The following is a 12,764-nucleotide window of genomic DNA, read 5'->3' as shown; positions in this document are numbered from 1 at the left end:
TGTTATGGTCTTTTAGCGCCTGACTGTTACTTTTTTCAGCCCGATGGCTCCCCTAAAATTGGCAGACACCCTGTATTGTCAACTCTTATGAAGGCAAAAAATGACCGAGATACAGCGCCTGCTTACCGCCACCATCGACGATCTTAACCTCCGCGAAAAGCGCGACAATCGCCCGCGCTTTAGCATTAGCTTTATTCGCAAACATCCTGGACTGTTTGTCGCCATGTATGCCGCCTGGCTGGCGACGCTGATTGTGATGCTGAAGTCCGAAACGCTGGTGGACTCCGTCTGGCTGCTGGTTGTGCTGTTTGTGGTCTTTAACGCCTTTTTCTTTTTCGACGTGAATCCGCGCTACCGTTACGAAGATATCGACGTTCTCGATTTCCGGGTCTGCTACAACGGTGAATGGTATAACACACGTTTCGTGCCCACGGAGCTGATCGACAGCATCATGCACTCTCCGGCCGTTGAAACAGCGCAAAAAGAGAAGCTGCAGAAAATGGTCTCCACCAAAGGCCAGCTCTCTTTCTATGATGTCTTTACCCTTTCGCGCCCTGCTGCTGCGTAATTAACGCCTGCAGACGCCGGATCCCCGGCGCAAACTGCGAAGCAGAGGTGTTGCCGTAACCTAAAACCAGACCGGTTTGCCCCTGCTTCGCCTCCAGGTAATACCCGCTCAGTGCAGCGGGTGCCAGCTGAAACGCCCTCGCCTGCGCCACCAGCTTCTGGTCGTCAATATCGTCTATCGCCAGCGTCAGATGCATCCCGCCTTCACCGGCCAGTATACGGTGCGGCGTGTGAAGCTCTGCCCCCAGCACCTCCCGCAGCTGGCGGTATCGCTTACGATAGAGCCGACGCATGGCGGCAAGATGACGGGCATAGTGGCCTTCTTCAATGAACAGCGCCAGCGTACGCTGTTCGGCACGATGCCCGCCCCGCAACAGCGAGCCGACGGCCGGGCGAGCCGCTTTCGCCAGCGCTGACGGCAAGACCATTAACCCCATTCTGAGCGACGGAAACAGCGTTTTACTGAACGTTCCCAGATAAACCACGGGCGCGTTGTTGACCATCCCCAGCATCGCGGGCACAGGCTCACCGGCATAACGGAATTCGCTGTCGTAATCGTCTTCAATGATCCACGCGTTCTGCTGCCGGGCCAGTTCCAGCAGCGCCAGACGTCGCCGGGCGCTGAGCACGCTTCCGTAGGGGAACTGGTGCGAAGGCGAGGTAAAAATCAGCGAGGGAGCAGGCGCATCCCGTCCTTCCCAGCACATTCCCTCGTCATCAACAGGGATTCCCGTCATGGTCAGGCCTGTTTTAACAAACGCGCTCTTTGCCCCGCTATAGCCGGGGTTTTCCACCCACGCGACATCGCCAGGCTCACTCAACAGCATGGTGCACAGGTTAACCCCCTCAAGCGCCCCTTCCGTTATCACTATCTGGCTGGCGTCGCAGTCGATACCGCGGGACAGGGCGAGGTGTCGGGCAATCGCTGCCCGCAGCGACGGTTCACCGGCCGGGTCGCCATACCCTAGCAGAGCACTTCCCTCGTCGCGCATCACGCGATCGTACAATCGCCGCCACAGCGGTAGCGGAAAATAGTTGATAGCCGGGGTTCCCGGGGTAAACGCCAGCACCGGCGTGTCCCGGGGCACGGGCGCTGGCAGCAGGCCGACCCGCCGGGCGAGCCTGATGGCAGGGTCCGGCAATGTCCGGGCGACAGAGCGGTGAGCGAGCTGTGCCACCCGCGTTCCCTGGCGGTTACGCTGCAAATACCCTTCCAGAGTGAGCTGGTCCAGCGCCGCATTGACGGTATTGCGGGAAAGGGAGAGCTGCTGAGCCAGCGTTCGCGAACCGGGAAGCTGGCTGCCGGACAGTAGCCTTCCGCACAGTATGGCCTCCCGTAAAGCAAGATAAAGCGCGCGCTGGCGCGTCTCTTCCCCACGTTTTTGCAGGGCAGCATTGAGCAAGGTATAAAATTCATCACCCGGTATATTCATCTCACCTCCTCGTGGCACCATCAAAACATAGCGCAGTGGTTCTTTTTAAGGAACCAGCAATTCACTAGTCTGGAACTCTTTTCAACGTCACGGAAATTAAGATGAAGACATTCAATCAGTTCGGACAGCCCGTAGGCGAAGCGCTTAGCGACTGGCAGCCTCGTCAGCACCCGTCCCGGGTCGTGCTTCAGGGACGCTATTGTCGGCTTGAACCGCTGCGCGTGGAGCATGCCAACGCGCTGTTTTCCGCCTATTCCCTCGCTGAAGATACGCGCAGCTGGACGTGGCTGCTGCGTGAACCCGACGCTACCGCAGAGGAATTTGCCGAATGGGTGGCGAGCGTAAGCGAGTTATCCGATCCCATACACTTTACCGTTATCGATAACCAGACCCGGTCTCCGGTCGGGACGCTGTCCCTGATGCGGATCGATCCTAAAAACGGGGTTGTGGAGGTGGGGCACGTTCACTTCTCGCCTCTTTTAAGCCGCACGGCCATGTCAACAGAGGCGCAATATCTGCTGATGCGGTATGTGTTCGATACCCTGGGCTACCGGCGTTATGAGTGGAAGTGCAATAGTCTGAACGAGCCTTCCCGCAAAGCGGCACTGCGTCTGGGTTTTCAGTTTGAGGGGCGTTTTCGTCAGGCGCTGGTCATAAAAGGTCATAACCGGGATACCGACTGGTTTTCGATTCTCGACAAAGAGTGGCCGGCGCTGGCAAACGCCTTTGAAAGCTGGCTTGCCACCGACAATTTTACTGCCGATGGCAAACAGAAAAGATCCCTGGAAAGCTGGCGAGAAACGCGCGTTTAGCGTCTTTTTTTACGGCCCTGCACCGCCTTAAAGCGCGGATTGGATTTGCAAATCACGTACAGGCGTCCCTTGCGTTTGACTATCTGGCAATCCGGGTGACGCTGTTTTGCACTGCGCAATGAGTTAAGTACCTGCATGGTTAGCCCCGCTTCGCATTGAGAAAACCGCCAAAACGCTTGCGGAAGCGCGCTGCGCTGCCGTCCGTGGAGAACGTTTTCTGCTTACCGGTATAAAACGGGTGCGATTTTGAAGAAACCTCGATGGTGATGTACGGATACGTTTCACCGTCGAGTTCAATTTCGCGGTCGGTCTTAATGGTTGAGCCGACTTTGAAGTATTCATTCGCGCTGGTGTCGTGGAAAACCACGGTGCGATACGCTGGATGGATGTTTGGTTTCATCGTAAATCCTTTGTGTTTTGTTATAACATAACAAAATAATATCCAGGCCAGGTTAAAAAAACAACCCCTTCCTTCTGACGATATTTTCTGGTTTACCTGAGATAAAATGAAAACCACGCCCCCCACGTGCTATAACTATATCATTTCGCGGTAAAATCTTTCTCTTCAGGCAGGGAACTCAGTGCTCAGGAACGGGTATACGAGGAAGGAAACGACAGCATGAAAACCCGACATCTGGTCAGTCTGGTGACTGGCATACTTATCTTTTCCGTGCTGGTCCCCATTTGCCTGAGCATCTGGCTGGCTCATCGTCAGGCGGAAGATAAATTTGTCGATGCGCTGGATAACTATGCCTCACGCGTGCTGATACGTACCGACAAGGTCGTGGATCAGGCGAAGGAAGCGCTCAATCATCTGCAGGCCTTTGAGGGTGTGCCGTGCAGCCCCCCGCAGTTAAGGGAGATGCGACGGGTCGCTTTCTCGTGGCGATATGTGCAGGAAGTGATTTATATCGACAACCTCAGGCCACTCTGCTCCTCTCTTGAACAAACCAGCCATGCCGCCCCTTTCCCCCCGCCGATGCGCGTTACCGAAGATGGTTACAGCGCATGGCTGACCACGCAAAACGATCTGGGGTTTCATCGCTACATGGCCGTACTGGGGCAAGGTCACTATCTTGTTCTGGTCGATCCGGCCTCGCTTGTGGATGTGATCCCCTTCGGCGAGATAGCGATTGATGCTGCCCTGGTAGGAAATACCACACGCCGCATCTTTGCCAGCAGCAATACGCTCGATCCGCATATCCGTGACACGATCATGGGTCAGGAGATGACCAGCATACAGTACGACGGTTCAATGTACGTTATGAAGCCCGTCCCTGAACTGGGGTTTACCGTCGTTGCATGGGCTACGCTCAAACCGCTGGCTGAAACCTGGCACCGGCAGCTGCTTTTGTGGCTGCCCTTCGGCATCCTGATAAGCCTGCTTGCCGCGCTCTTTGTCCTGCGAATACTGCGTCGCATCCAGTCGCCGCGCAACCGCCTGCTCGACGCCATTAACAGCCGCGATTTTGTGGTTCACTATCAGCCCATCGTGGCGCTCTGTAGCGGAAAAATTGTCGGCGCAGAGGCGCTGACGCGATGGCCGCAGCCGGACGGAAGCAGCCTCTCGCCTGATATTTTTATCCCTCTTGCTGAACAAACCGGGCTTATCTCCCAGCTGACGCAGCTCGTTATCGAAAAGGTGTTCGAGGATATGGGCAGCTGGCTGCATCTTCACCCCGATCAGCATATCTCCATCAACCTCGCGCCCGCCGATTTGACCTCCGGCACGCTGCCGCCGCTGCTGAGTCACTTGCTGAACAAATGGAAGGTCCACCCAGGCCAAATCGCCCTTGAGGTCACCGAGCGCGGCTTTGCCGATCCCAAAATCAGCGCGCCGGCTATCGCCGCATTCCGCCGTTCGGGGCACCCTGTCTATATTGATGATTTTGGTACGGGTTATTCCAGCCTGAGCTATCTGCAGGATCTGGATGTCGACACGCTAAAAATTGATAAATCGTTCGTGGATGCGCTGGAGTATAAAAACGTGACGCCGCACATTATTGAAATGGCGAAGTCGCTGAAGCTGGCGATGGTGGCGGAGGGCGTCGAGACCGCCGGGCAGCTCGCCTGGCTGCACCAGCACGGCGTGCAGTACGGACAGGGCTGGTACTACAGCAAAGCGCTACCAAAGACGGAATTTATTCTTTGGGCAGAGAATAACCTCGGCACGCACGCTACTTAAGGTAGGATTTCATCACCTGCAGCACTACGCCAAGATCGGCTTCACGCTGCGCCTCTTCGGGCTCTTTCACCACGTGATCGGTAAGGTGCCCTTCAATCACCTGCATCATCATGCCGTTGACCGCTCCACGGATCGCCGCCAGCTGCTGTAACACCTCGGCGCATTCGTGTTCGCTGTTGAGCATTTTTTCGAGCGCGGTGCTCTGCCCCTGAATTTTCTTCAGGCGAGTCAGTAACATCTTCTTGTCGCGAACGGTATGTGACATCTCTGTCTCCCTCAGTTTTGGCTTTTAGAGCATATCACGCTCTACTCCCCCTGAGTATTTTTCTACTGGGGGGTAGTATTAAACTACTGGGGGGGAGTACTATTTGCGCACGCTTCCATTCCGGAAATTTCAATGAACGATTTCGCCTCACTTCTGCAGCAGGGTAATGCCTGGCTGTTTGTTCCCAGCGCTATCCTGCTCGGTGCACTACATGGCCTGGAGCCGGGTCACTCAAAAACCATGATGGCCGCCTTTATCGTGGCTATCCGCGGCACGCTGAAACAGGCGGTCCTGCTCGGCCTGGCAGCCACGCTTTCGCATACGGCAGTAGTCTGGATTATCGCCATGGCGGGTTTATGGTTTGGTCGGGGATGGGATGCGCATACGTCTGAACCCTGGTTCCAGCTGATCTCAGGGGTATTGATCGTTGCGATCGCCCTGTGGATGGCGTGGCGAACCTGGAAAGAGAGCCAGCCACACGATCATCATCACGACCATGATCATCACCACCACCATGACCATGACCATGACCATCATCATGAACATCACCACCACGAACACCCGCTGGTTGAAGCAGAGTGGCAGGACGCCCACCAGCGCGCGCACGCGCAGGATATTAACCGGCGCTTCAGCGGCCAAAACGTCACCACCGGACAGATCGTGATGTTTGGCCTGACCGGCGGGCTTATCCCCTGCCCGGCGTCCATTACCGTTCTGCTGATCTGCCTGCAGCTGAAGCATTTCGCCCTCGGCGCGACGCTGGTGTTCAGCTTTAGCATTGGTCTGGCGTTAACGCTTGTCGCTTCCGGCGCGATTGCCGCCTTGAGCCTCAAGCACGCGACCAAACGCTGGCCCGGGTTTAGCGAATTCTCCCGTAAAGCACCGTGGATCTCCGCTGCGCTGATTACCGTGGTAGGGATTTATATGAGCCTGCATGGCCTGAGCGGCATTCTGGCGTAAGCCTGCGGCCACACTCTGTGGCCGCATCTCCAGGGTCAGTTAAGGGTTCTGCTGCCAGCTGAAGGTATAGCGAAGCTGGCGTGTCTGCAGGAGGAATTCCGGCGAGACGCTGGGGCTCCAGGAGTCGTCGCCGCCCACGCCCATATGGAACGCATCGAGATTGAGCCAGCATCCCGGCTCTTCGCGCAGCAGATGGTGATGGGTTGTCTCCCGCAGCTGCTGCTGGCCGTAGCGGCTCACCGAGAAATGGAACCGGCCGTTCAGCTGATGCGTTCCCAGCGCCAGCTCCCGCGTATCACAGCGCAAACCATTTTCCGTCGGGAAGATATACGGCGTATGCATCTCCGCCAGGGGGAATGTCCAGCGCCCCTGCTGTGCCGCCAGCTTTCTGTCCGGGTAGTTTTCATGCGGCCCCAGCCCCAGCCAGGACACGTTTTCCGGCGTTTCGGCGAGATGAACGCTCAGGCCAACGCGCGCGGGTTCCGGGATATCAGACGCAATATCCACCTGAATATCGCCGTGGAGTACTCCCCGATCGTCCACCCGCCAGGTTTTACGACTCAGAAACAGCGCGTTGCCGCGATACGCAAGGACGTGCTGGGTTTTGACCACCACCTCGTCTGCGTGCTGCGCTGCCTCACAGTACAGAACGCGCGAGGTGAGATCGTACATGCCCGCCGCTTTCCAGCGCTCAACCCAGGCATTCGGATCGATCTTCGTCGCTTCACTCACCCCAATATCATTGTCCAGCGGCGCACGGCTGACGTTATCCGTCAGAGGCGACATCAGCGTTTCCACGCCATTTCGCCACCATTGAGCCAGGTTTCCGGTTGCGCGATCGAATTGCCAGCGCTGTTGACCATGCGCGATCGCCAGGATGCGGTCGTTTTGCGTTAAAACCGGCGGCTCGCCCGCAGAGGCTGGCGGTGCGACAAACAGCGGAGACGGAAGCAGCCACTGCTCCCACGCGCAGCGATGGTCAGCCGGTGACCACGGCGTTGCCCGCGGCTGGCGCACTTCAACATTCAGCCAGACTTCCCCCGGCTCGGCTTTCAATTCCGGCAGAGCGATCTCCAGACGCTGAACACCTTCAGGGGCTATCGCCAGCGTCACCTCGCCCGAAGCCAGAACCTTCCCATCCCGGGCAACCGTCCAGCTCAGCACTTCGTTATCGGTATGGCGGAACAGGTACCCGCTTTGCACCTCAATCACCAGCGGAGAGGTGCTGACCCGCGTAAAGCTGAAGAACTGCTGCGCGCGCTGCGCCTCGAACAGCGCCGGGTGCGGCGTACGATCGGGGAAGACCAGGCCGTTGAGGCAGAACTGTCGGTCGTTTGGCTTATCGCCAAAGTCCCCGCCGTATGCCCAGAACGTATTGCCCTCTTCGTCCTGTTTCGTCAGGGCCTGATCGACCCAGTCCCAGACAAATCCCCCCTGCAGGCGAGGATGGCTGCGAAACGCCTGCCAGTATTTCGCGAATCCGCCGAAGCTGTTTCCCATCGCGTGGGCGTATTCGCAGAGGATCAGCGGACGCGTTTCATCCGGCATGCCGATCCATTTCTTGATTGACCATTTAGGCACCGCCGGGAAGGGTTGATCCTGATCGACCCGGGCATACATCGGACAGACAATATCGGTCGCCGCAGTGTTCGCGCCGCCGCCTTCATACTGCACCGGACGCGTCGGATCCATGGATTTCACCCAGCGGTACAGTGCGTCGTGGTTTGCACCGTGCCCGGACTCATTGCCCAGCGACCAGATGATAATTGAGGGATGATTACGATCGCGCTGCACCATGCGGGTCACGCGCTCGCTCATGGCGGGCAGCCAGCGCGGATCGTCAGCAAGACGGCTCATCGGCACCATGCCATGGGTTTCGATATTGGCCTCGTCAACGACGTACAGCCCGTAGCGATCGCAGAGCCGGTACCACAGCGGATGGTTCGGGTAGTGCGAGCAGCGCACGGCGTTGAAGTTGTGCTGCTTCATGATCTCGATATCGCGGCGCATCGTCGCTTCGTCCATCACCTGGCCATTTTCCGGATGATGCTCGTGCCGGTTAACCCCGCGGATCAGCAGCGGTTTACCGTTGAGCTTCAGCAGGCCGTTGCTGATGTCAACGCGGCGGAAGCCGACATCGCACGCTTCCGTCTCCAGCACGCTGCCCTGCGCATCCAAAAGCGCGATCGTCAGACGATAGAGTTCCGGGGTTTCTGCGCTCCATAACGCGGGGGCTGTAACCGGGATCGCCGCCGTTAACCGCTCGGCCCAGTTGCCGCGCTCGTCCACAATGGCAGATCCGGGCCGTTGGGTAGTACTGCCACAGCGTTCACCGTTGCGCCACAGCGTGATCGCCACCTCGCATTCCGGGTAGTCAGTGCCTGCCAGCGCGACGTCGACTTTCAGCACCGCGCGGTCCAGCTCCGCATTCAGATCGGTGACCACGTGATAATCCGCAATGTGCGTCTCCGGCTTATGCAGCAGGGAGACATCGCGGAAAATGCCGCTCATGCGCCACATGTCCTGATCTTCCAGATAGCTGCCGTCGCACCAGCGCAAGACCATGACCGCCAGGCGGTTCTGCCCGGGGCGTAATGCCGCCGAGAGGTCAAACTCGGCGGGCAATCGACTGTCCTGGGAATAGCCTATCCACTGCCCGTTACACCACAGATGGAACGCCGAGTTCACGCCATCAAAAATAATTCGGGTTTGCCCGCGCTGAAGCCAGGCGTCATCCACGTCAAATGTGAGCGAGTAACAACCTGTCGGGTTTTCCTGCGGCACAAAAGGTGGGTTAACGGGGATGGGATAGGTGACATTGGTGTAGATAGGCGTGTCGAACCCCTGCATCTGCCAGTTCGACGGCACGGGCATCGCGACGGCATCCGCGCAATCTTCGCTGCCCCATGCCTCAGGAACCTGCTCGGGTGAAGAAAAATAGCTAAATCGCCACATCCCGTTAAGAGAGCGCCTGCTGATAGATCCAGCGTCATCTCTGGCGGAAGATTCATTACGCCAGCTGTCTAACGGCGCGTGTGCGGGCAGGCGGTTCCACTGGGTAACGCCGGGGTTTTCCCAGTCCCGACGGGCCAGGATGTCGCTGAGGGTCAGCGAGGATGTGTTGGACATAGTAACCTCTTTGCGAAGCGCTCACAATTTTGGTTAACATGCCCTGGCATTCTGCGACGGTAAAGCATTCAATCGCAGGGTAGCGAGTCCGATCACAAAAGTCTTATTTGCGGACAAGCTGCTCGGCCAGGAGAGCCAGGCTTCTGAGCTGCTGCGCCAGATCCTCGCGTTCGGCCTGCTGCGGCGCACGACGCGCGCTGGAATGGCGGGTAACCAGCGTCACCGGCAGCTGAACCTGCCAGCACGTCTCGCCTTCGGTGGGGGCCAGCAGCCACTCCACGCTGCGCTCGCCCGCCTCGCGAAACGCCTGGCGAATGGTCGTCAGCGGCGGGGAAAACCAGGCGCTGTCAGCCGTATCGTCGAACCCGACCACCGACATCTGACCTGGAATCGCGATCCCCTTTTCCGCGCAGGCGCGCATTACCCCCAGCGCCATTTGATCGTTCGCCACCAGAATGGCATCCGGCAATGCGGTACCCGACAGCAGCACATGTCCTTTCTCATAACCGCTGGCCGCGCTCCAGTCTCCGTAGGCCACCGCAGTGGCTTCATGCCCCGCGCGGGCCAGAGCCGCTTTCCATCCCGCCAGACGCGCCCGAGCAGAGACTGAGCTTTCCGGCCCGCTCAGCAGGGCAATGCGCTGATGCCCCAGCGACAGCAGGTGCTCAACGCCCAGATGCGCCCCCTGTACGGCGTTAAATACGAGGCTGTTTACCTGTGCTGAAGACGAGACATCAAGAAAAAGCACCGGAACGGGCGACGCCAGCGCCCTCAGCTGTTCGGCGTGTTCATCATCAAGCGGAACATTCACCAGCAGCGCGTCCACCCGCTGTGCCAGCAGCGCCTGAAGCGCGGCCTGACACTGCTGCGGTTGCTCCACCATGGAGATAAGGACGCTCGCCCCCTGCTCCGCCGCACGGGATTTTACCGCCGACACAATTTGCGAGGGCGCATGCAGGGCCAGATCGGTGGTGATGAGTCCCAGCGTGCGGGTGCGTTTACCCGCCAGCTGCTGCGCGCGCAGGTTAGGCACGTAGTGCAGCTCCGCCATCGCCTGCTGAACCTTTTCCCGGGTACGGGCAGACACATGCTCCGCGTCGTTAATGACACGAGAGACGGTCTGATAAGAAACCCCCGCAAGGAGGGCGACATCATAGAGAGTGATAGCTTTCATGCATTGTGGCATCGCGTGAGTCGGGGCCCATTATTGTGGCACAGCGACGCCGTTAAAACATGTGAGCGCTTCGCAAAATTAAACAACCCGCTCCGGCTGCGCAATTTCAGCAACGCTCGGCTTCTGGCGGAACCAGGGCAGACAGAGCTGGATAAGTGGGCCAATAGTCAGGGCGTACACTACCGTTCCCACCCCAAACGTGCCGCCAAGCACGCACCCAATCAGCAGGACGGACACCTCAATGGAGGTACGCACGCTGCGAATGGACCATCCCAGCCGGGCATGAATGCCGGTCATCAGGCCGTCGCGCGGGCCTGGCCCAAAACCGGCGCCGATGTACATGCTGGTCGCAATCGCGTTCATCACGATACCCGACACCAGGAAAGCGATGCGCACAGGTAACGAGTCCAGTTCCGGGATAAGCGCCATGCTGGCATCCGCCGCCAGACCGATACAAATCACGTTGCTGATGGTGCCCAGGCCCGGCATCTGGCGCAGGGGGATCCACAGCAGCAGCACCGCAGCACCGGTTAAAATGATCACCGTTCCGATAGTCATCCCCAGCTGTATCCCCACCCCAAGGTGAAAAACATCCCAGGGATCGACACCCAAATCGGAACGAATAAACATCGCGGTGGACAGGCCATACAGTCCTAAACCGACATAGAGTTGTAGCAGACGACGTACCATTTTTATCTTCTCCAGTGAACCAGACTTTCATCCTGACCTAAAATGGCACTATGATTAATGTCCAGTTTTCAAATAGTGGACTGCACATGTCGTCACGTCGCTTCGGAAGCCAGTCTCTGGTACGCCTTTTAGGCCACTGGCAGCAAACCTCATCCCGCACGCCGCTCTGGCGGCAGCTGGCCGATGCGCTGCGCCTGTTAATCCTTGACGGACGTCTGGCATTGAATACACGGCTACCGGGGGAGCGCGAGCTGGCCACGGCGCTGGACGTGAGCCGGACCACCATCAGCAGCGCCCTCGCCCATCTGCGCGAGGAGGGATATCTTGAAAGCCGCCACGGCAGCGGGTCACGCGTGATCCTCCCGGATACGCGCGCCGTTCCCACGCTTTCCGCGGCGAGTGCCGCACTGGATCTCTCCACTGCCGCCCTCAATGCCGGGCCGGAAATCCACCAGGCGTATACCCACGCGCTCACGGCCATTACGCAGCACCTCGCGCTGACGGGTTACGATCAGCTAGGGCTCCCGACGCTGCGGGAGGCCATCGCTGCGCGCTACACCGCGCGGGGCCTTCCCACCCGCGCGGACGAAGTGATGGTGGTCAATGGCGCCGTCAGCGGCTTCGCGCTGGTCCTGCGGATGATGACCGGGCCCGGGGATCGCGTCGTGGTCGATCACCCCACCTATCCGCTGGCGATTGCCGCCATTCAGGGCGCGCAGTGTCGGCCCGTGGGGGTGTCGCTGCCGGAAACGGGCTGGGATACGGACGGCTTCGCCGCCACGCTTGCCCAGACCGCGCCGCGCCTGGCGTACCTGATGCCTGATTTTCATAACCCCACCGGGCGCTGCATGGATGTCGCGACCCGTCAGGCCATTACCGATATTGCTGCGCAAACCCGTACGACGCTGGTGGTGGATGAAACGATGGTGGATCTCTGGTTTGACGCCCCTCCTCCGCCCCCGCTGGCCTCCTTTAACCCGCAGGCCACCGTCATCACCTTAGGTTCTGCCGGAAAAAGCTTCTGGGGCGGGCTGCGTCTCGGCTGGATCCGCGCGTCCTCGCGCACGATCGCCACGCTTGCCCAGACGCGCGATACGCTGGATTTAGGCTCGCCGCTGCTGGAACAGCTGGCGGCGCTGTGGCTCATCAACAACAGCGAGACGTTTCTACCCGCACGCCGCAAAATGCTGGCGGAACGACGCGATCGATGCGGTGAACTGCTGCGTGAACATTTCCCGGAGTGGACATTCCATGAAGCAGAGGGCGGGCTCTCATACTGGATTGAGCTCCCCGGCATGCTGGCGACTCAGCTTGCCGCGCGGGCTGAGATTCTGGGGATAAATCTGGGGACCGGTACGCGGTTTGGTTTATCGGGTGCGTTTGACCGCTATTTGCGGATGCCCTTCTCGCTCGAGCCGACAGAGCTTGAACAGGCGCTGCTGAGGATTAAACCGTTATGGCTCGCTCTGAATAAAAACGTGCCAGCCGTTAAACGCAGCGTGATTTAATAGCAAAAAGTTTGAAGCCGATCATAAAAAATAAAAACTGC

At 58.7% G+C, this 12,764-nt stretch carries 12 protein-coding genes; 5 read left to right on the top strand and 7 right to left on the bottom strand.

All coding sequences use genetic code 11. From position 1 onward, the window contains the following. Positions 1-100 precede the first annotated feature (100 nt). On the top strand, positions 101-568 hold the full coding sequence (locus FHC52_RS04730) for a YlaC family protein (RefSeq protein WP_008499285.1): 468 nt from the start codon (positions 101-103) through the stop codon (positions 566-568). On the opposite strand, the gene FHC52_RS04725 is transcribed toward FHC52_RS04730, so the two are convergent. Next, positions 540-2,000: a PLP-dependent aminotransferase family protein gene (locus FHC52_RS04725; protein WP_220419930.1), complete on the bottom strand. Its 1,461-nt coding sequence runs from the start codon at positions 1,998-2,000 to the stop codon at positions 540-542. The genes FHC52_RS04730 and FHC52_RS04725 overlap by 29 nt on opposite strands. 101 nt (positions 2,001-2,101) lie before the next feature. Here FHC52_RS04725 and FHC52_RS04720 point away from each other — a divergent pair, with 101 nt between their 5' ends. Next, positions 2,102-2,812 carry a GNAT family N-acetyltransferase gene (locus FHC52_RS04720; protein ID WP_126288742.1) on the top strand — a complete coding sequence of 237 codons (711 nt, stop codon included), beginning with the start codon at positions 2,102-2,104 and terminating at the stop codon, positions 2,810-2,812. Here the strand turns inward: FHC52_RS04720 and ykgO are convergent. Together ykgO and FHC52_RS04710 are read right to left on the bottom strand one after the other, a co-directional pair. Then, a complete protein-coding gene (gene ykgO / locus FHC52_RS04715; protein WP_003859006.1) occupies positions 2,809-2,949 on the bottom strand; it encodes a type B 50S ribosomal protein L36 in 141 nt (46 codons plus the stop codon). The genes FHC52_RS04720 and ykgO overlap by 4 nt on opposite strands. Positions 2,950-2,951: 2 nt before the next feature. After that, the gene (locus FHC52_RS04710) at positions 2,952-3,212 is read right to left on the bottom strand and encodes a type B 50S ribosomal protein L31 (RefSeq protein WP_006176933.1); all 261 of its coding nucleotides are present in this window, start codon (positions 3,210-3,212) and stop codon (positions 2,952-2,954) included. Positions 3,213-3,431: 219 nt separating this feature from the next. Here FHC52_RS04710 and FHC52_RS04705 point away from each other — a divergent pair, with 219 nt between their 5' ends. After that, entirely contained in the window at positions 3,432-4,997 is a 1,566-nt protein-coding gene (locus FHC52_RS04705; RefSeq protein ID WP_126288740.1) for an EAL domain-containing protein, read from the top strand. Here FHC52_RS04705 and FHC52_RS04700 read toward each other — a convergent pair. Beyond that, a complete protein-coding gene (locus FHC52_RS04700) occupies positions 4,990-5,262 on the bottom strand; it encodes a metal-sensing transcriptional repressor (protein ID WP_008499280.1) in 273 nt (90 codons plus the stop codon). The two genes, FHC52_RS04705 and FHC52_RS04700, sit on opposite strands and share 8 nt — an antisense overlap. 132 nt (positions 5,263-5,394) lie before the next feature. Between FHC52_RS04700 and FHC52_RS04695 the strand changes: the two genes are divergently transcribed. Next, positions 5,395-6,222 carry a nickel/cobalt efflux protein RcnA gene (locus FHC52_RS04695; protein WP_128299554.1) on the top strand — a complete coding sequence of 276 codons (828 nt, stop codon included), beginning with the start codon at positions 5,395-5,397 and terminating at the stop codon, positions 6,220-6,222. A gap of 39 nt (positions 6,223-6,261) precedes the next feature. Here the strand turns inward: FHC52_RS04695 and FHC52_RS04690 are convergent, their stop codons facing one another. From FHC52_RS04690 to FHC52_RS04680, 3 genes are all read right to left on the bottom strand, one after another. Beyond that, the gene (locus FHC52_RS04690; RefSeq protein ID WP_126288738.1) at positions 6,262-9,351 is read right to left on the bottom strand and encodes a beta-galactosidase; all 3,090 of its coding nucleotides are present in this window, start codon (positions 9,349-9,351) and stop codon (positions 6,262-6,264) included. Between the two features lie 103 nt (positions 9,352-9,454). After that, positions 9,455-10,525, bottom strand: coding sequence for a LacI family DNA-binding transcriptional regulator (locus tag FHC52_RS04685; RefSeq protein ID WP_126288736.1), 1,071 nt, complete (start codon positions 10,523-10,525; stop codon positions 9,455-9,457). 78 nt (positions 10,526-10,603) lie between these two features. Next, positions 10,604-11,215 (bottom strand): YitT family protein, encoded by a 612-nt coding sequence (locus tag FHC52_RS04680; RefSeq protein WP_021241642.1) that lies wholly within the window; start codon positions 11,213-11,215, stop codon positions 10,604-10,606. Positions 11,216-11,301: 86 nt separating this feature from the next. On the opposite strand from FHC52_RS04680, the gene FHC52_RS04675 reads away from it, so the two are divergent. Continuing rightward, positions 11,302-12,723 (top strand): PLP-dependent aminotransferase family protein, encoded by a 1,422-nt coding sequence (locus FHC52_RS04675; protein WP_046091585.1) that lies wholly within the window; start codon positions 11,302-11,304, stop codon positions 12,721-12,723. Positions 12,724-12,764: the final 41 nt, after the last annotated feature.

The organism is Enterobacter sp. EC_64, from assembly GCF_019584165.1.
GTDB classification, from domain to species: domain Bacteria; phylum Pseudomonadota; class Gammaproteobacteria; order Enterobacterales; family Enterobacteriaceae; genus Enterobacter; species Enterobacter roggenkampii.
Note: the sequence above shows the minus strand (reverse complement) of the source record. Positions and strands in the feature narration are given on the sequence as shown.

Excerpts from the sequence above, each read along its gene's own strand:
- FHC52_RS04695 (WP_128299554.1), top strand. The coding sequence starts at position 5,395 with ATGAACGATTTCGCCTCACTTCTGCAGCAGGGTAATGCCTGGCTGTTT.
- FHC52_RS04710 (WP_006176933.1), bottom strand. The coding sequence starts at position 3,212 with ATGAAACCAAACATCCATCCAGCGTATCGCACCGTGGTTTTCCACGAC.
- FHC52_RS04720 (WP_126288742.1), top strand. The coding sequence starts at position 2,102 with ATGAAGACATTCAATCAGTTCGGACAGCCCGTAGGCGAAGCGCTTAGC.
- FHC52_RS04705 (WP_126288740.1), top strand. The coding sequence starts at position 3,432 with ATGAAAACCCGACATCTGGTCAGTCTGGTGACTGGCATACTTATCTTT.
- FHC52_RS04680 (WP_021241642.1), bottom strand. The coding sequence starts at position 11,215 with ATGGTACGTCGTCTGCTACAACTCTATGTCGGTTTAGGACTGTATGGC.
- FHC52_RS04725 (WP_220419930.1), bottom strand. The coding sequence starts at position 2,000 with ATGAATATACCGGGTGATGAATTTTATACCTTGCTCAATGCTGCCCTG.
- FHC52_RS04690 (WP_126288738.1), bottom strand. The coding sequence starts at position 9,351 with ATGTCCAACACATCCTCGCTGACCCTCAGCGACATCCTGGCCCGTCGG.
- FHC52_RS04685 (WP_126288736.1), bottom strand. The coding sequence starts at position 10,525 with ATGAAAGCTATCACTCTCTATGATGTCGCCCTCCTTGCGGGGGTTTCT.
- FHC52_RS04675 (WP_046091585.1), top strand. The coding sequence starts at position 11,302 with ATGTCGTCACGTCGCTTCGGAAGCCAGTCTCTGGTACGCCTTTTAGGC.
- ykgO (WP_003859006.1), bottom strand. The coding sequence starts at position 2,949 with ATGCAGGTACTTAACTCATTGCGCAGTGCAAAACAGCGTCACCCGGAT.
- FHC52_RS04700 (WP_008499280.1), bottom strand. The coding sequence starts at position 5,262 with ATGTCACATACCGTTCGCGACAAGAAGATGTTACTGACTCGCCTGAAG.
- FHC52_RS04730 (WP_008499285.1), top strand. The coding sequence starts at position 101 with ATGACCGAGATACAGCGCCTGCTTACCGCCACCATCGACGATCTTAAC.